Consider the following 16,881-nt stretch of genomic DNA (forward strand, 5'->3'; position numbering starts at 1 on the left):
CAATAGGCTATCACAGCCCGGTTAAACGTAATAATCAATCCGGCCTTCAGGCACTGCTATATTTGCCTGCTGCATAGGTGCATTCTCGTCTACTTCACTGTCTGTTTCGCCAGCATGTCCATTTCCACGCCCTTTCTGCTGCGCTTGTTGGTGGCGCTCTTTCGCTTGTTGCGCGTTTTCTTCCCGCACATTGGCGTCACTCAACTGTATACCTTGCTCTTGCAACATATCTCGCAGCCTTGGCATTGCCTGCTCTACGGCTTCACGGGCTTGTGGCGAATGCACTATAAAGGTTACCGCCGCTTGCTGGTCGCCATTCATTTGCAAACGAATATTCAACCGTCCAAGCTCCGGTGGATCTAGTCGCATTTCTGCAAACTGGTTCCTATTATTAAACATAACGGCCATTTGGTCTTTTAGTTGAGTTGCCGCCCGTGGGCTAAACAAGTCAATGTATTGCTGTTGCTGGCGTGCTTGCTCAAATAAAGTCTCAGACGGCTGAGGTGCTGCCATCGTTGGGAGTGGTCGCAACAAAGCTTGCTGCGCTTGCGGTTGTTGCAACGGGCCATTCAACACGGGCGACACTGAACTTACAGTATTGGCGTCTGGCATGTTTGGAATACTGCTCACCCCCTCGGTTAACCGCGGTGCCGCACCTTCTTTCATTGGCACGTGTGCTAGCTCAGTGCGTTGTACTTCCTGAACAGCCTGCTTTAGCTCCTGTGCGGCTGCCGCAAAAACTTGTAGCACCTTGTTTTCTGGAATCGGCTGCAGACTCATAGTAGGAGCCATCGTTTCCAGTTGGTGCTTCATTTGCTCTAATGCGGCTGTTAACTGCTGCACATTGCCAGGTTGCGCTAATAATTCTTGCAGGCTATTGACGAAGCGGGCAAAGGCCAACTGAACCGCTTCAGACTGCGGCGCACTCGACCCTCTAAGCACTTGCTGGCTTTGCTCAAATAAAGCAATGGCTGCCTCACGAGCATCAGCCGGCACCTGCTGCCTGTCCAACCAAGCGATAAAGTCTTCTTTGGTTATAGCGCCACTCGCCACACTCTCGGCTTCATCGGTTATACCTATCTCAACTTCGTCAATGGGTAGGATCTGCTCGGTAGGGGCGCCACTTTGCTGAGCAAGCCAACTTTTCAGTAAGCTAAAGTCATTCTCCGTGAAGGCTTGCACCACTTCGTGAGGTATCTCGGCGGTGGTATTTGCCGGTAATAATTGGTTCTCAACTAACCACGCACGTAAGGTCTCTTGGTCGGAAATGTCTTCGCCACGATACTGCGGAGGTGTCTTTCCACGAACAGCGTCAGCCAACGCCTTGTTATTCAATGCCGGCGTTAAGTCAGGCTGGGCGTCATCAGTTAACGCTAGAAGCCCTGCAAACGCTTGCTGCACCCCTTTCGGTAGCGGTTGTTCTAGCTGCTCAGCCAACTGCTGAACCTGTGCCAACCCTGGCCGTTTTGGCATATCAACAAGGGCTGCAAGCTTGTTTAGCTCTGCCTCGGTAAGGGTTACCCCTTCTTTCTGCAACAATTCAATGGCTTGCTCAATATCTGCACGTGCCCAGTGACTGTCTGCTGTCAGCGGCAAGCCGACAATACCAACGGGCTCATCGCCAAAGCCAACGGTTGGAGCGGCATCGCTCTGATTGCTTTGACCCTGTTTTTCAATAGCCCCATCATAAACTTGCTGAAGAAAGTCATGCCAATCTCCGCCGTCCACGGGTTGCCCTTGCACAACGGGCGTGTCCTCACCTGTGGCAATTATTGCCGCATCTGCTTTGTTGCTATGACGCTGCTGTTGTTCACTCAATACTTCCACAAACATATGCTCACGGGCACCTGAAGGCACAGAAAGCACCGCCTCATCCAGGTTCGCTACTTGCTTACTTTGTGGTTTTATATTCAGTATCTGCATTGTCGTTATGTACCTTACAGGTGGTCGTATGTTGTCTTTTTGCTCTGCATCTAAATGAATGCAAATTACGCGCCAACGATTACATTTCCCGTTTTCTCCGCAAAAAGCCCTGCATTGCGTATTCATCCGCCGTCACTTGTTCTTGTCGGCTGCGTTTTTTCTCTGCCGCTTGCTCGCGTTTGTCAATTAAGTGTTCAATTGCTTTACGGCGTTGCTGCTGGCTTAACCAGTTCTGCCGCAACTGCTCCACTTGGCTTTGCATTTTCTGCAAGCTTTGCTGCTGCTGGTTTATCCCTTCGTCTAGCTTGCCCACAAAAGCATGGTAGCGGCCAAAACTCGCCGAGCCTATGCCTTGCTGCGCTTTGTTATTCGCTTGATGTAAGTAGTCGGTTCGGTAGCTGGTTAACCCTTCCAGGCGACGCTGCTGCATATCTAATTGACTTCGAGCTTGACCAAATTCCCTCGCCAGTTTTTCTTCTCGGCTTTGTTCTAGTTCTAACACCATCAATAAGGCTTTATTTTGCATAAGCTACCACCTAAGCCCTACCTGGCTGCGCTTGCTGAGCCAGTTGCGCCAAAACAGTGACGCAATCATCAAAAGGAGAAATATCACGCATACCTTGTTGCAAGTAACGTTCCATGAGGGGCTGCATTTGAATGGACTTATCAATGCGTGGGTCAGAGCCTTGGGTGTAGGCCCCAATTGAAATGAGGTCTCGGCTTCGTTGGTATGTTGAATAAAGTTGTTTAATAACCATTGCATGCTGCATATGTTCCGTACTCACCACTTGCGGCATCACTCGGCTCACCGACGACTCCACATCAATGGCAGGGTAATGCCCCGACTCGGCAAGCTCTCGGGAAAGCACAATATGCCCGTCAAGAATGGCACGTGCAGAATCAGCAATAGGGTCTTGTAAGTCGTCACCTTCCGTCAGGACGGTATAAAAAGCAGTAATAGAGCCTTGCCCTTCGCCACCATTCCCTGCCCGCTCAACTAATGCAGGTAACTTGGCGAATACAGACGGCGGATAGCCCTTAGTCGCGGGTGGCTCACCTATGGCGAGCGCAATTTCACGCTGCGCCATGGCGTAACGTGTCAAAGAGTCCAGCAGCAACAAAACATTCATGCCTTGGTCACGAAAGTATTCAGCTATTTGTGCCGCCGTTTCGCAACCTCTGAGTCGCATCAGCGGTGACTGATCGGCGGGTGCTGCGACCACCACCGAGCGTTTGATGCCCTCTTCGCCAAGAATGTCCTCAATAAATTCTTTTACTTCCCTGCCACGCTCACCAATGAGGCCCACCACAATAACATCTGCCGTTGTTCCACGGGTCATCATGCCAAGCAACACACTTTTACCCACACCAGAGCCGGCAAATAGACCCATGCGCTGACCTTGTCCAACAGTAATCAGGCCATTAATGGCTGTTACACCTACATCCAACGGCTGGCGAATAGGCCGCCGAATGAGTGGGTTCATTTTCACCCGTTCACTATGACCATGATGTGCAGTAACCACTGGGCCTTTCCCATCCAATGGGTGACCCGCACCATCAATGACACGCCCGAGTAATTCCATCCCCAAGGGGATGCCCGCTTGATGCGATAAAGGACGAACCCGCGCACCCGGTAACACACCGTATGCGTCGTCATGGGGCATCAAGTAAATAATATCGTCATCAAATCCAACCACTTCTGCGGTTACTTCTCCTTGCGCTGTTTCAACACCGCAAAGTGAGCCAATGGATGCGCGTACGCCCACAGCTTCAAAGGTTAAACCAACAACACGGGTTAAATGCCCAGACACTTGAGGCCGGGCGTCATGAATACGTGCTTGGTGCTGCTTAATCCGATTCGCCAGTGTCATGCTGTTGTTCACTCTCACTGTTCAATGCTTCGGACGCCGAAGTGGGCGGGGTAGTTTGAGGCTTTTCGTTTGGAATTTCTTTCACTCCTTTTAAGAGCTGAGCAAATACCTCCTCCATACGAGCCTCAAGGCTAACGTCTATATTTACTAGGGGTGTTTGAATTCTACAGCCCCCACGAGTAACAGACTCGTCTTGATACAAAAACCAGCCTTTTTCATGACGGGTACGCTCGTCCCAGCGGGCATCGAGCAAGGCGAAGTCTTCAGGATGCGCATACACCTCAACGCGTTGGGTTGACATGCCCAACTGTTGAATGCCGCGTTGAAAGGCTTCACGAATAATGTCATCGTTCGTTTGTACCTCGTTCCAGCAAATTGCTCGCGCCAGCGCTTTGCTTAAATGAACTAGCTGATTTTCAACTGCTTGGTCCACCTGACTTAAGGGCTGCCGAAGCCCTTCAAATAGCGACTCCCAATGTTCTGACAAGGCCGTTTGTAGTTCCTCAGCGGCTTCTTTTGCGGCTGTTTCTCCTGCTGCAAAGCCGGCTTTCTCTCCCTCCGCAAAACCTGCCTCAAAGCCCTCTTTATGCCCTGCTTGAAACCCCTCTTGCTTACCCTCGGCAAATCCTTCCTGCCGTGCAGCTTCACGAATAGCTTCTACGGCTTCTGCTGTCAGCGGACTAACCTTTTCTTCTACGAGTGTGTCATCCTGCTCCTCTGGCGGCTCATAAGCCCACTTTAGCGGCATATTTAACGCATTCTTGCGATCGGGCTCAGGTGCAGCTTCGTCCCCTATATCAGGTAATTCCCAAAGTTTTGAATGCCGTTCGCTCATACGTCGCCTCAATTCCTTACCCTGGCTGGGTTACACAAACTGGTCGCCACCGCCACCGCCTAACATAATTTCACCTGCATCGGCTAAGCGGCGTGCGTTCGCAAGAATGTCTTTTTGTGCCTGCTCCGCATCCGCCAGGCGCACAGGGCCCATAGCTTCAAGGTCATCACGCAGTAAGTCAGCAGCACGCTTGGACATGTTCTTAAAGAATTTCTCACGTATTTTATTATCCGACGCTTTCAATGCACGCTGCAGTGTTTCGCCTTCCACGTCGCGTAGTAGGGTTTGTATGCCACGGTCGTCCACATCAATAAGGTTCTCAAAGACAAACATAAGGTCTTGAATTTGTTGTCCCATTTCCTCGTCTTGCTCACGAATAGCATCCATGAGCGGCTGTTCAACGCTGTTATCTAGGTAGTTCATAATGTCTGCAGCTGCTTTCAAGCCGCCCATTTTGGCAGCTTGTGCGCCCGACTGGCCAGCAAACTGTTTTTCCATAATTTCGTTCAGCTCTTGCAGTGCTGCTGGTTGAACTTCTTCTAGGTTTGCAATGCGCATCATTAAGTCGAGACGCACTTTGTCTGAGAACTGCGACATGATTTCTGCCGACTGTTCCGGGTCTAAGTACGACAACACAATGGTCTGAATTTGTGGGTGTTCGTTACGAATAATAGTGGCAACTTGCTTCGAGTCCATCCATTTCAACGAGTCCAAGCCACGGGCCCCACTGCCCATCACTATTTGCTCTATTAAGTTACCCGCTTTGTCTTCACCTAATGCAGCCGTCAGCGCCTTACGCACAAATTCTTCTGACTTAAAGCCAATGGTGGTGAACTTCTGAATGTCGTCGAGAAAGAGGTTATGCACAGCATTTACTTTTTCCTGGCTAAACTCTTCTAATCCAGCCATCGCCATACCCACGCGTTGTACCTGCTTTGGTTCAAGGTGCTTTAAAATTTGCGCGGCGTCTTCTTCTGACAAGCTCAGCAGGAGAATAGCGGCTTTCTCAACACCGTCGAGCTTGCTGACATCGAATGTTGGCTGCCCGGAGTCTCGAGCAACCTGCATGTTCTGCATATCGTCTTTAGTATTAGGCATCTTCGTTTAACCACGCTTTGACAACTTGTGATGAAAGCTCTGGCTCATTTGCCACGAGCGCCCGTACAGCCTTAAGTAAATCTTCATCTTTATGTAAGTCTGGTAACTTCAAGGTACCATCTGGTGCAAAACCAATCGAGTCGGAGTCAAATTGCTGACTCAGTAGTTCTATGGTTTCGTCACCTAAGTCTTGGTCATACGCAAGCAACTGACCCATTTCGTTTTTATCCGTGTCATCCGGGTTAATCAGTTTCTTCAGCATCGGACGAACAACAGTCAGCAGCAGCACAATAATAACCAAGCCACCCACGACTAAGCGTAGCAAGCGCCATACCCAGGCTTCTTCCCACCAAGGCATGCTTGCGTCTTCCAGTACAGGGGCTTCTAAGAATGGAAAGCTTACCACTTCTATCGAGTCGCCTCGATTAATATTATAGCCTAAGCCACCTTGCAGCATACGGCGAATGCTGGCTATTTCTTCTTCAGTAAAGGCTTCACGTACAGCTTCACCATTTTCACCTTGCCCGCGCTTATGGTCTAACGCCACCGACACACTCAGGCGCTTTAACACGCCGCTTTGCTGGCGGGTATGGCTGATGGTTTGATCAAGCTCATAATTTCGAGTTTCTTCGCGATGACTTTGTCCCTCACGTGCGTTAGCTGTTGCTCCACCCGTGACTTCTTGAGGAATGTCCGACTCCAATGGCGGTTGGTTCGACAGCGCACCGGGCACGCCAGACGCACCACCACCCACACTGTTATTTTCTATAATCATTTCGCTGCGGACAGCTGGTAAGTCTGGGTTATAAGAACGCTGCGTTTGTTCAACTTGGGTGAAGTCCATGGTGACATCAACTTGCGCTGTGTAATTTCCATAACCCAGCACAGGAGCGAGAATAGTGTCTATTTTTTCCATGAACTCACGTTCACGTTGGCGCTCAATTTCATATTCCAAACGAGCTGCAGCCGACAACTCATTTTGTGAGCCGGAGTGCAGTAAACGCCCATTTTGATCCGTTACCGTTACTTGGTTTGGTTTTAATTGCGGGACAGCCGAAGCAACCAAGTCAACAATCGCTTCCACTTCTTCACGGCTTAGTTGCTGGCGACGGCTTTTAATCATTACACTCGCTGTGGGCGGTCGCTCACGGCGAGTAAATACGTTTTCTTTCGGTACAGCTAACAACACCCGAGCCGTAGCTACCGACTGCATTTCTTCAATGGTGCGGGCAAGTTGCTGCTCACGGGCATATTTTAAACGCTCACTTTCAAGGCGCTGACTCACACCAAAACCAGGCTCTTGTAAAATCAGCTCGTTCCCTGTTGAACTGCGCGCAGGTTCAATTCCCTGGCGGGTCATACGTAGGCGAATGGCGTTTATTTCACTTTCCAGCACATAGACAGTGTTACCTTCAACTTTATATTCAAGTTGATTTGCGTCTAAAAAGTCTAGCGTTTCAATCAGTTGGTCTGTGTCCATACGACCAAGCGGACGATACTCTGGTTCCTGAGCCCACAGCATGATGAATACAGCAATTGCTAAACATATGGCAAGCGCAAGCACAATAATCACTTGTCGCATAACATCAATATTAGCGAGAGCCTCCATAAAACCGGACTTTTGCTCTTCCGTGTTCTTTGGGTCGTTACTCAGTTCGTTCTCAGTAACCATTAAATCTGTAGACTCAGCCATGGTTCAATCTCCTCAGTCCAGTATTAAACCGGCATTTGCATAATTTTTTCGTACGCTTCCACAACCTTATTACGTACTTGCACAGCCGCTTCAAAGGCAATACTCGACTTTTGAGCGGCAATCATACCTTCAGCAATAGAAACATTTGGGTCACCCATTTCAATACGGCCTCTCAGTTCGCCCGCATGTTGCTGTAGGTCATTCACATTGTCGATTGCCGACTTCAGCATAGCGCCAAAGTCAGCTCGAGACGTATTACCTGTAGGCTCTACAGCTTGGCTCGGCTGAGTCGGTATTTGAGTTACACCTTGCTGCGCACGCATCTCAGCGATCATGCTTTGCATATCTGCTAAAAGTGGATTGTTCGTGACCTTCATAACAAAAAAACCTCTTACCGTTGCAAGCGTCAAGATTTCGACAGCTTCTTAGATAAGAGGTTTAATGCATAAAAAGTGCCAACTATTTCTGTGGCGTATTTTGAGGCTTGCTTAAGGAATGGTAATACCTTCTTCACGCATTTTTGCTAGCTTATAGCGTAAGGTGCGTGGACTAATACCAAGCGCCTCGGCTGTTTTTCCACGTTTGCCAGAAAACTTCGTTAGCGTATCAAGAATAATTTCTTGCTCTTGCACCTTTAACTCATTCCCAAGCTTGTCCGTGTCGCCTGGCAGTACCTGCTCAGGCATAATGGCTCGGCTTTGCTGCTGATCAACTGCCTGAAAGCGCGCATCGAGCATAATGTCTCGTGCTTCAATGCAACCGTCCAAATGCATTATCAGGGCTCGCTGCACAACATTTTCCAGCTCTCGTACATTCCCTGGCCAGTGGTATTGCAACAGCTTCTTTCGGGCTTCCATGCTTAGGTTCGGTATCGCTGTACCCGCTCGTGCACAATGGCGTTCTAATAAATGCTCTGTTAGCGGCAATATGTCGCCCGGACGCTCTGCTAAGGCGGCCCAATTTAACGGGAACACATTCAGCCGATAATACAAGTCTTCCCTAAAAACACCTTGTGCCACAGCTTCTTGCACGTCCCTGTTGCTGGTAGCAATAATTCGTATGTCTAAATCCGTTTCTTTACGGCTACCCAGTCGTTCAACTTTACGCTCTTGAATAACCCGCAAAATCTTCGCTTGAAGGCCTAAGTCCATCTCGGTAATTTCGTCGAGTAGTATGGTGCCGCTATTCGCTTGTTCAAATTTTCCAACGCAACTTTGTACCGCACCGGTAAAGGCCCCCTTTTCATATCCGAATAAAGTAGCCTCCAGCATATTCTCGGGGATTGCTGCACAGTTTATAGCTACAAATGGCGCGTCACGTCGGTTGGACATGGCATGAATGTACTGAGCTAGCACCTCTTTTCCTGAACCACTGGGCCCTGTGACCATAACCGTGGCTTCAGTACTGGCTACACGTTGCGCTAATCGAAGAAGCTCTTCACTGGACGCGTCGCCAACCACGGGGCGAATAATGTCCATTTCTACCCGCGGTGCATAGCGGGCTACTAAGTCCAACAGCTCATCCGTAACAAATGGCTTACTTAAATAGTCAACAGCACCCATTTGCATTGCTTTTACGGCATCATCTACATGGGCGTAGGCAGTCATCATAATTACGGGTATGTCATAGCCTTGCCGCTGCAAACTGGCTAGCAGCTGTATACCGGATATGCCCCCTAGCTGCACATCACTTAATATCAAGCCGGGCATTTGCTTTTGCACAGCAACTAATGCGTCTTCGGCACTATTAGCTGTCCGCACTTTGTAGCCATTTAAATCTAGGGTATCTACCAAGGCTTCTTGTAAAGCTAAGTCATCTTCAACCAATAAAATATTTTTATGATGACTCATAACATACCTCCTGATCCGAGTGAAAAGCACTGCTATTGGCTAAGGGCAGCTGAATGGTAAAGCGGGTGCCTTCCCCTTCTTTACTTTCTACCTCAATATGTCCTTGGTGCGCTTTCATCACCGTTTTCACTACCGCTAAGCCCAGTCCAGTACCATGACTTTTTCGAGTAAAAAATGGCATAAACACTTGCTCTAAATCGCTTTTGCTAATGCCAGTCCCCGTGTCTTTTACCTGCACATACAGGGTGTCTTTTTGTTGCTCAAGCTGCACCAACACACGGTCGCCTGCCTTGCTTGCTTGAATTGCATTGATAACAAGGTTTTGTAACGCACCCGTTAATGCGTTTAAGTTGCCCAGCACACTGCCATGCTCCACGTTGTTTTCAATGCATACGGTAACGTTTTCACGTTCGGCCAAAGGTTCAATTTGGTCTTTAAGTGAATTCAGAATGTCATTCAGGCTAACTTTAGAAACCGGTTGCTGTTCCCCGCTTTTGGCATACAGCAGCATGTCATTTACTTGCTGCTCTAAGTCTTTTAAGCGGGCCGTTAGACGTCCTGCAAACCTTTTTTGTTGCGGGCCAGACAAGTCGCCTCGCTCTAAGTTTTCTGCGTAGAGTAAAGCGGCAGACAGGGGGGTACGCACCTGGTGCGCCAAAGACGCCACCATTCGCCCCATGGCAGTCAGTCGTTGTAGGTGGCTAATACGTTCAAGCAAAGCCCGCGTTTCGGAAAGATCGGTCAATACAATTAACTGGCCCGGTTCGGGCGCTAGCGACGAAATATCAAGCCTTACTCGGCGCCCAGAACGAAGAGACACTTCATGCCCATCATCGGCTTGCGGCCTAAATGCCCGCTCAATCACAGCCCGCCAGAGTTCTCCCTCTAAAGGCTCTTCAAGCAAGCGAATCGCCTCGCGGTTGGCTTCTCGTACATAGCCTCGCGCATCGAGTAGCACAACCCCATTGGGCATCGCTTGCACTAAACTACGAACATGCACACCCACCCTTTCGCGGGAAGGTGTTTGCATTACTCGTGTGCGAGTAAAATTCATCACTGCAGAAGTTTGCGCCATAATATTGTCTCCAATCATTCTTAGAGACAATCATGCAAGCGGCATGCCAACAAGGCAGGAGGAAAGTTTGTAACTAAATGAAGGGGTTAAGCGTCGCTGCGGGTTAGCTGATACTTTCTCATTTTTTCAACTAAGGTTGTGCGGCGCATACCTAGTTGCTCCGCTGCCCGGGCAACAACCCACTCTTGCTGCTCAAGCGCTTGGCGAATCAGCTCAACTTCCAAGTCGCCCAGCAAAGCACGTAAATCGACGCCCTCTTTAGGCAAGCTCGCGGGAATAAAGCCACCATTCTCTTCGTATAATACGTTATCAAGCTCTGCTTCGTCTTCAGCAAACATGGCGTTTAGGGCGTCGCGCTCGTGCATTTCGTCTGGGTATACAGGCGTATACGGCTCAACACTTTCATCACGATACTTGCCTGGCAGGTCAGCCACGTCAACTACACGCCCTGCATGGGTAATGGTTAGGCGCTCTACCAGGTTCGACAGTTCGCGCACATTTCCCGACCAACGTTGCCTCGCTAAAGAAGCCATTGCGCCTTCAGTAAAACGTATCGACTCACCTTCATAATCATGCATACGTCTCACTAGCTCATTCACAAGCAAGGGAATGTCACCATCGCGCTGCCTTAAAGCCGGCATTTCTATTGGAAATACATTTAAACGATAAAAAAGGTCTTCTCGGAACTTGCCTTCACTTATTAGGTTTTCAAGGCCTTGGTGAGTTGCAGCAACTATACGCACATCTGCTTTTAAGGTTTTATTACCGCCCACACGTTCAAACTCACGCTCTTGCAAAACCCGCAGTAATTTTACTTGCATGGGCAAAGGCATATCCCCTATTTCATCCAAGAAAAGAGTACCACCTTGGGCTAGCTCGAAACGCCCTTTGCGCATGCCCACAGCCCCCGTAAAGGCCCCTTTCTCATGACCGAAAAGCTCACTTTCAAGCAATTCAGCTGGAATGGCACCACAGTTAACTGGAACAAAAGGCCCTGTGGCCCGCTTCGAACAGTCGTGAATACCACGCGCCACCACTTCTTTACCCGTTCCCGACTCACCCAGAATCAGCACATTCGCGTTAGAGGGCGCAACCTGCACCACCTGTTCGCGGACACTTCGCATGGCCGCACTTTGCCCAACAAGGGTTTGCGTTAGTTGGTTCAGTTGTGCAGCATGCACCGTCTTCTGTTGATCGGGTTTTTGCGCATGGTACTCCTGCGCAAAGTGTAGAAGTTGAATAACAGCCCCATAGGTAGGCGCTTCCGACAAAACACCAATGCAGTTGCTATACTCGCGCAGCTTCTGTTCGGCCCGCTCCGTTAAAATAAATGGCGTTCCAGGAAAGTGCTTTAACAACCCAGGTTGTGCTGCCACATCATCTAACACCACAACTAATGGCAGTTGAGGAGTCAGTTCTAGTTTGTGCTCGAGGGTTTCCAGCGACAGCTGCTCAACTTTTTCCCCAACAAAGCTGAAAATAGTACTTAATGAACGTGCCGTGTCCTTGCTCGAAGAAACAACGCAAACAACAATACTGTGCTTTGTAGACAAACTACTTACCTCTTCCTTTTTCAGCGAGCTCACTTATTTTGAAGCGGCTCGCCCCACTTTCCAAGTAATATCCCGGAGCCTCATTTGCACGGTGTGTGTCGAGTATCTCAGCCCACTGATAATATACATTTCGGTGCACACGTGCTAGCAAGTCATCTCGAATTCTTACGGCTGGCAGCTCCTTTTCCGTTACCACAGGGTATTCCTCACCTAATAAGTAACGCTCACCAATATTTGTTTCTACTTGCAGAACTGGCCCTTGGTCCGAGTCCACTTTATTCCATTGTGTAATCAGAAAAGGAAGGTCCACTACCTGAATTCGTATTTTTTCCACGGGCGTCACTAAAAAGTACTCGCCCTCTTCTTGTACCAAAACACTGGCAAAGAGCCTCACTAGTGGCATCCGCTTGATCACACCACCTTCATAAAGCCAGTCTCCATTGGCTTCGATGGTAATATCTAAGTCACCGCAAAAAGCAGGGCTCCAATTCTCGGTGGGTGCCCTATGTTGTTGCTCTAATTGCTTTTGTAACTCTTCTAGCCGCATGCCAACTGCCTATTAGCCTTTCTGTTTTAATAGGTACCATAAGGTGGCTTCAGTACGGTTCGACACCTTAATAGCTTTGAAAATTGACGATAAATGAACGCGGATAGTGCCTTCTGTAATGCCTAAAATATTTGCTATTTCACGGTTTGAAAGCCCTTGCGCTAAAAGCTGCATAATTTCTTGCTGTCGTGGTGAAAGCTTACGGCCTGAATCGGTTCTTAGGCGATCACCATGACTTGATGACATATCAGGTACATAGGCTTTACCCTGTAAAATGCCATGCACGGCTAACTTAAACTCTTCTGCGGTGGTTTCTTTGTTCAGGTAACTGTGCGCACCTAGGCTTAGGCACTCTTGAATATCCGAACGAAGTTGACGCCAAGTAAACAGGGCAATATGGGCCTCGGGTGCTAATTGCGCTAAACGGCTGACAACCTCTTTATACTCAGCATCAGGCAAGTCTAACTCGGAGAATATTAAGTCGTACGTTTCGCCACTTTGCAAGTACCCTTGTGCAACATCTAAATCCGTTGCTTCATATATAGCAACATCGGAGCTATAACTAGTGAGCAAGTAAATTAAGCCTGAGCGTGTAATAAATTGCGGGTCTACGATTAAAATTTTCATGCGTAATTTAAACTCCGAGCCAGTACCCTATGGTTAAGTGAGTTATAACTCTATGATTTACTTCAGCTGACGCAGCTGTAACGTCATTCGCTGCCTGCAACTATAAGCATAGGTAAGTATATGAACAAGGTCACTAACTTTAACAAAAATATTAGTCATATGTTAGCACTGCGCCTTTGTTTCTGCTTTTTATTGGCAAATTCACTGCTCGCTTGCTCGCCAGCACCTCCAGGCTTCTCTCAAAAACAGCTGGGTGATTGGAGCATTCATGACGCGGCGTTCTCCGCGCAAGGGGAGCTTGCTCTGAGCGTTAGCCAAGACATCGGCTTATACACCCAACAAGGTGACCTCAAGTATTTGTTCCAGTTACCTGCGCCGGAAGGTATATGGCAGCTCGCATGGCAAAACAATTCACACCTGTGGGTGTACGACAGATACCACCTACACCTTTTACAATTAACCGAGCAGCCTACCGCCAACCACAAACTGACGGTGCCTGAAGGTATTCGCTTCGTGGCCGTTTCCGAGCACGGTCTACTTCTCGCGACCGAAACACAGCAAGTACTTTGGTACGGTTTTGACACTTCAAATACATTACAACCAGCGCAAACTTTATTTGAGCAGTTACCGAAAGTGTCAGCTGTTGGTACGCCCACGGCTGATCACTTCTATGTGGCGACCCAGCAGGGGACTGTTTGGCTGTGGAAAAAGAGCAATTATAATCTAGCCAAGCAGTATTCTCTGGAACAACCCGTTCATTCCTTGGTCGCTATTGGGTACTCCCTCTACGCTATAACCCGTGAAAGCCTGAGCCCGCTAGCCCGCCAACAAACACTGCAGCTTTGGGAGCTAAGCCCAACACTAGCACAGCAACCTATATTAATTCCTGACACACAAAACATTGCCAGTATATTAGCGCTCGAAAATACACTTATTATTGGCGGCGGCCAAAGCAGCTGGCTCAGTTTCAATATGTCGACTCAGCAAGTGCTAGCTAGTTACCAAGCCAAGCGTCGGCTGCAGAAAAATAGTCGCACTATTGCCATGCACGCTCAAGACAGTGTAATCCTTACGTTAAACTCTCGAGGCACACTACAAATTTGGCAAAAAACACGTATATTGAAGCATCCATAACACAAATAAGAGTCAGGCTATGCACATTGTTCGTTTTGCTGTCACCCTTCTGTTTCTGGTGTTTAGTGCCCCTTTGTTTGCGCACACCACCTTGTACCATAACTTCACCGGCTATACCTTTGTCGAAGGGCATGGTGAACATGCCGCCTTAAACCGGTTTACAACCATGCTGGTGCGTGAAGGGAAAATTGTTGCCACAGGCGACAGCGGTCTATTCGAATTGGCTCCTGATGCCGAGCGAGTCGACTTAGCTGGACGTATTGTGTTGCCAGGCCTTATTGACGCCCATGGCCATGTCACAGGCCTTGGGCAAAACCTATCAGAGCTTGATTTGCGTGGTCTCACTAGCCGCACATCGGCGGTCGCACAGGTGGCCAATTACGCGGAAGCGAACATTGAGCTCCCGTGGATAATCGGGCGTGGTTGGAACCAAGTTATATGGCCTGAACAGAGCTTCCCAACGCGTCAAGACCTCGACCAGGTTTTAAGCGACCGTCCTGTTTGGCTGACCCGCATTGACGGCCACGCTGGCTGGGCCAATAGCCGTGCGCTTGAAATAGCAGGCATCACCCGCGACACCCCCTCGCCTGCAGGCGGTGAAATTGTAAAAGATGAACAGGGCGAGCCCACAGGTATTCTTATCGACACAGCCATGGCATTGGTGCGCAAACACATACCAGCGGCCAGTGACGAACAAGTCATGGCCTATCAAGAAGCTGCTTTTCAGCAATTGCTTAGCGAAGGCATTACCCAAGCTCACGATGCTGGCGTAAGCAAACAAGCCCTACTAAGCTACCAAGCTCATGCCGAAGCCGGCAACATGATCCGGATACACGCCATGCTCAGTGCCAGTGACCCTGCACTGGAAAGCCTGTTGGCGGAAGGCCCTCACCGCACCGACAACCACTTACTACAAGTACGCAGCGTTAAAATATATGGCGACGGGGCACTTGGTAGCCGGGGCGCGGCTTTACTCAAACCCTATAGCGACGACGCTGAAAACTCCGGGCTATTAGTCACCCCAGAAGTTGAAGTTGCGCGTTTGTTCAACCTCGCCATTGAACACGACTTCCAAGTGAACTACCACGCAATTGGTGACTACACAAACCGTTTAGCACTTGACACCTTTGAAGGTATTTTCCAAGCGCAAGGTACCGACAAAACAGACTTACGTCACCGTATTGAGCACGCACAAATTATTCACCCAAACGACATTCCGCGCTTTAAAGAGCTTGGTATTACCCCTTCCATGCAGCCCACGCATGCGACAAGCGACATGAATATGGCTGAAGACCGCTTAGGCAGCACCCGTTTGGCAGGGGCCTATGCATGGCGTACCTTTTTAGACCAAGGAAGTTTAGTAGCTGCTGGCTCTGACTTTCCCGTTGAATTAAGCAACCCCTTTTATGGCATTCATGCTGCTGTCACACGTCAAGACAGAAACAACCAACCAGTCGACGGTTGGCACCCTGAGCAAGCCATGACAGTTGCTGAGGCCTTACGCAGCTTTACCATTGACGCAGCCTGGGCAGGGCATTACGAAGACGTCACCGGCAGTTTAGAGCCTGGTAAATTTGCCGACTTTATTGTCGTCGACAAAGACCCATTCAAAATCAAGCCAAGCAACCTATGGCGTGTTAAAGTATTAAGTACCTACATTGCTGGCCAGCGGCGCTATCAGCTGCAACCATAATTAATCTTTGGAAGGCGCATACTTCATGGACAATTTATTTCTCTTTGCAGACGACACCAACCCAGCGGAGCAAACGGACTCTGTCGCCCCCTTCCAAGTACTCATCGTCGATGACGACGAAGAAATTCATGTTATTACCAAAATGGCCTTAAACGACTTCGAACTTGACGGTCGTTCGCTTGAATTTACCTCAGTGTATTCGGCGGCTGAAGCACGTGAAATTCTCAGTCAACGAGACGACTTTGCCATGATGCTGCTTGATGTAGTGATGGAAAACGACCACGCAGGACTCGAACTTGCCAAATGGACCCGTGAAGAGCTAAAGAATAAAATGGTCCGTATTGTGCTGCGCACTGGGCAGCCAGGCCAAGCTCCGGAAGAGCAAGTAATTGCCAAGTACGAAATAGATGACTACAAAGAAAAAACCGAGCTCACCTACCGTAAGCTCATGACACTGATGTACTCTAGCTTACGTGCTTTTCGTGACCTGCAAGCCATTGAGAACTACAAGTCAGGCCTAGAGCGCATTATTATCGCCTCGGCTGAAATTTTTAATGCCCGCTCCATGAACCAACTCAGCCAAGGTATTCTTGAGCAGCTCGTGGCCCTACTTACCCGCTCGAATACTGCGGCTTACTACCGTATTGATGGCTTCACCGCTTCCTGTGATCAGCTGCAGCCCATGCATATTGTGGCAGCCACAGGAGCTTACATCGAAAAAATAGGCAATACAGTTCACGACCTCATCGATACAGACGTGGTAGAAAAACTCAACCTCCGGGCAAACCCTGTCGATTTCGAAATCATTGGGAATACCTACTATGGAATGTATAAAGCTTCAGCAAACCATTCTTATTTATTATATATTTCAGGCATAACAGAGCTCGACCCAACCGAGCGAAAGCTGCTCGATATGTTTATGAACAATACGGCCATTGCCTTCGAGCACGCCCAAACATATGCCAATGAAAATGAGTAATTG

General features: G+C 49.0%; 15 protein-coding genes. 3 read left to right on the forward strand and 12 right to left on the reverse strand.

Annotation, left to right across the window (positions count from 1 at the left end; all coding sequences use genetic code 11):
- Positions 1-21 precede the first annotated feature (21 nt).
- The 12 genes from CWE15_RS09820 to CWE15_RS09875 form a co-directional block, all read right to left on the reverse strand.
- Positions 22-1,923, reverse strand: coding sequence for a flagellar hook-length control protein FliK (locus CWE15_RS09820; protein ID WP_157980748.1), 1,902 nt, complete (start codon positions 1,921-1,923; stop codon positions 22-24).
- Positions 1,924-2,002: 79 nt separating this feature from the next.
- Positions 2,003-2,449 carry a flagellar export protein FliJ gene (fliJ, locus tag CWE15_RS09825; RefSeq protein WP_126757919.1) on the reverse strand — a complete coding sequence of 149 codons (447 nt, stop codon included), beginning with the start codon at positions 2,447-2,449 and terminating at the stop codon, positions 2,003-2,005.
- 10 nt (positions 2,450-2,459) lie between these two features.
- Positions 2,460-3,794, reverse strand: coding sequence for a flagellar protein export ATPase FliI (fliI, locus tag CWE15_RS09830; protein ID WP_126757920.1), 1,335 nt, complete (start codon positions 3,792-3,794; stop codon positions 2,460-2,462).
- Positions 3,772-4,629 carry a flagellar assembly protein FliH gene (locus tag CWE15_RS09835; protein ID WP_126757921.1) on the reverse strand — a complete coding sequence of 286 codons (858 nt, stop codon included), beginning with the start codon at positions 4,627-4,629 and terminating at the stop codon, positions 3,772-3,774. The genes fliI and CWE15_RS09835 overlap by 23 nt, the downstream gene beginning before the upstream one ends.
- A 30-nt stretch (positions 4,630-4,659) precedes the next feature.
- Positions 4,660-5,727 carry a flagellar motor switch protein FliG gene (gene fliG / locus CWE15_RS09840; protein ID WP_420807756.1) on the reverse strand — a complete coding sequence of 356 codons (1,068 nt, stop codon included), beginning with the start codon at positions 5,725-5,727 and terminating at the stop codon, positions 4,660-4,662.
- Positions 5,720-7,420 carry a flagellar basal-body MS-ring/collar protein FliF gene (fliF, locus tag CWE15_RS09845; protein ID WP_126757922.1) on the reverse strand — a complete coding sequence of 567 codons (1,701 nt, stop codon included), beginning with the start codon at positions 7,418-7,420 and terminating at the stop codon, positions 5,720-5,722. Before fliF ends, fliG begins: the two co-directional genes overlap by 8 nt.
- Before the next feature lie 23 nt (positions 7,421-7,443).
- Complete coding sequence (gene fliE, locus CWE15_RS09850) at positions 7,444-7,797, reverse strand: flagellar hook-basal body complex protein FliE (RefSeq protein WP_126757923.1); 354 nt, start codon at positions 7,795-7,797, stop codon at positions 7,444-7,446.
- A 111-nt stretch (positions 7,798-7,908) separates the two neighbouring features.
- The gene (locus CWE15_RS09855) at positions 7,909-9,270 is read right to left on the reverse strand and encodes a sigma-54-dependent transcriptional regulator (RefSeq protein WP_126757924.1); all 1,362 of its coding nucleotides are present in this window, start codon (positions 9,268-9,270) and stop codon (positions 7,909-7,911) included.
- Positions 9,257-10,345 (reverse strand): sensor histidine kinase, encoded by a 1,089-nt coding sequence (locus tag CWE15_RS09860; protein WP_241971885.1) that lies wholly within the window; start codon positions 10,343-10,345, stop codon positions 9,257-9,259. Before CWE15_RS09860 ends, CWE15_RS09855 begins: the two co-directional genes overlap by 14 nt.
- A gap of 86 nt (positions 10,346-10,431) precedes the next feature.
- Positions 10,432-11,898 (reverse strand): sigma-54 dependent transcriptional regulator, encoded by a 1,467-nt coding sequence (locus tag CWE15_RS09865; protein WP_275065513.1) that lies wholly within the window; start codon positions 11,896-11,898, stop codon positions 10,432-10,434.
- Between the two features lies 1 nt (position 11,899).
- Positions 11,900-12,445, reverse strand: a complete 546-nt coding sequence (locus tag CWE15_RS09870) for a DUF1285 domain-containing protein (protein WP_126757925.1) — start codon at positions 12,443-12,445, stop codon at positions 11,900-11,902.
- Positions 12,446-12,457: 12 nt separating this feature from the next.
- A complete protein-coding gene (locus tag CWE15_RS09875; protein WP_126757926.1) occupies positions 12,458-13,072 on the reverse strand; it encodes a LuxR C-terminal-related transcriptional regulator in 615 nt (204 codons plus the stop codon).
- A 120-nt stretch (positions 13,073-13,192) separates the two neighbouring features.
- On the opposite strand from CWE15_RS09875, the gene CWE15_RS09880 reads away from it, so the two are divergent.
- Genes CWE15_RS09880 through CWE15_RS09890 form a run of 3 tightly spaced genes read left to right on the forward strand, consistent with a single transcriptional unit; the run spans position 13,193 to position 16,878 of the window.
- Positions 13,193-14,206, forward strand: a complete 1,014-nt coding sequence (locus CWE15_RS09880) for a hypothetical protein (RefSeq protein ID WP_126757927.1) — start codon at positions 13,193-13,195, stop codon at positions 14,204-14,206.
- 19 nt (positions 14,207-14,225) lie between these two features.
- Positions 14,226-15,899 (forward strand): amidohydrolase, encoded by a 1,674-nt coding sequence (locus tag CWE15_RS09885; RefSeq protein ID WP_126757928.1) that lies wholly within the window; start codon positions 14,226-14,228, stop codon positions 15,897-15,899.
- Positions 15,900-15,924: 25 nt separating this feature from the next.
- Positions 15,925-16,878, forward strand: coding sequence for a DUF3369 domain-containing protein (locus CWE15_RS09890; RefSeq protein WP_126757929.1), 954 nt, complete (start codon positions 15,925-15,927; stop codon positions 16,876-16,878).
- Positions 16,879-16,881: the final 3 nt, after the last annotated feature.

The sequence above is a fragment of the Aliidiomarina taiwanensis genome (genome assembly GCF_003987015.1).
GTDB lineage: Bacteria > Pseudomonadota > Gammaproteobacteria > Enterobacterales > Alteromonadaceae > Aliidiomarina > Aliidiomarina taiwanensis.

Bases quoted from the DNA above. Each gene is read 5' to 3' on its own strand.
- fliJ (WP_126757919.1), bottom strand. From the start codon at position 2,449: ATGCAAAATAAAGCCTTATTGATGGTGTTAGAACTAGAACAAAGCCGA.
- CWE15_RS09820 (WP_157980748.1), bottom strand. From the start codon at position 1,923: ATGCAGATACTGAATATAAAACCACAAAGTAAGCAAGTAGCGAACCTG.
- fliI (WP_126757920.1), bottom strand. From the start codon at position 3,794: ATGACACTGGCGAATCGGATTAAGCAGCACCAAGCACGTATTCATGAC.
- CWE15_RS09880 (WP_126757927.1), top strand. From the start codon at position 13,193: ATGAACAAGGTCACTAACTTTAACAAAAATATTAGTCATATGTTAGCA.
- CWE15_RS09885 (WP_126757928.1), top strand. From the start codon at position 14,226: ATGCACATTGTTCGTTTTGCTGTCACCCTTCTGTTTCTGGTGTTTAGT.
- fliG (WP_420807756.1), bottom strand. From the start codon at position 5,727: ATGCCTAATACTAAAGACGATATGCAGAACATGCAGGTTGCTCGAGAC.
- CWE15_RS09890 (WP_126757929.1), top strand. From the start codon at position 15,925: ATGGACAATTTATTTCTCTTTGCAGACGACACCAACCCAGCGGAGCAA.
- fliF (WP_126757922.1), bottom strand. From the start codon at position 7,420: ATGGCTGAGTCTACAGATTTAATGGTTACTGAGAACGAACTGAGTAAC.
- CWE15_RS09855 (WP_126757924.1), bottom strand. From the start codon at position 9,270: ATGAGTCATCATAAAAATATTTTATTGGTTGAAGATGACTTAGCTTTA.
- CWE15_RS09870 (WP_126757925.1), bottom strand. From the start codon at position 12,445: ATGCGGCTAGAAGAGTTACAAAAGCAATTAGAGCAACAACATAGGGCA.
- CWE15_RS09860 (WP_241971885.1), bottom strand. From the start codon at position 10,345: ATGGCGCAAACTTCTGCAGTGATGAATTTTACTCGCACACGAGTAATG.
- fliE (WP_126757923.1), bottom strand. From the start codon at position 7,797: ATGAAGGTCACGAACAATCCACTTTTAGCAGATATGCAAAGCATGATC.
- CWE15_RS09835 (WP_126757921.1), bottom strand. From the start codon at position 4,629: ATGAGCGAACGGCATTCAAAACTTTGGGAATTACCTGATATAGGGGAC.
- CWE15_RS09875 (WP_126757926.1), bottom strand. From the start codon at position 13,072: ATGAAAATTTTAATCGTAGACCCGCAATTTATTACACGCTCAGGCTTA.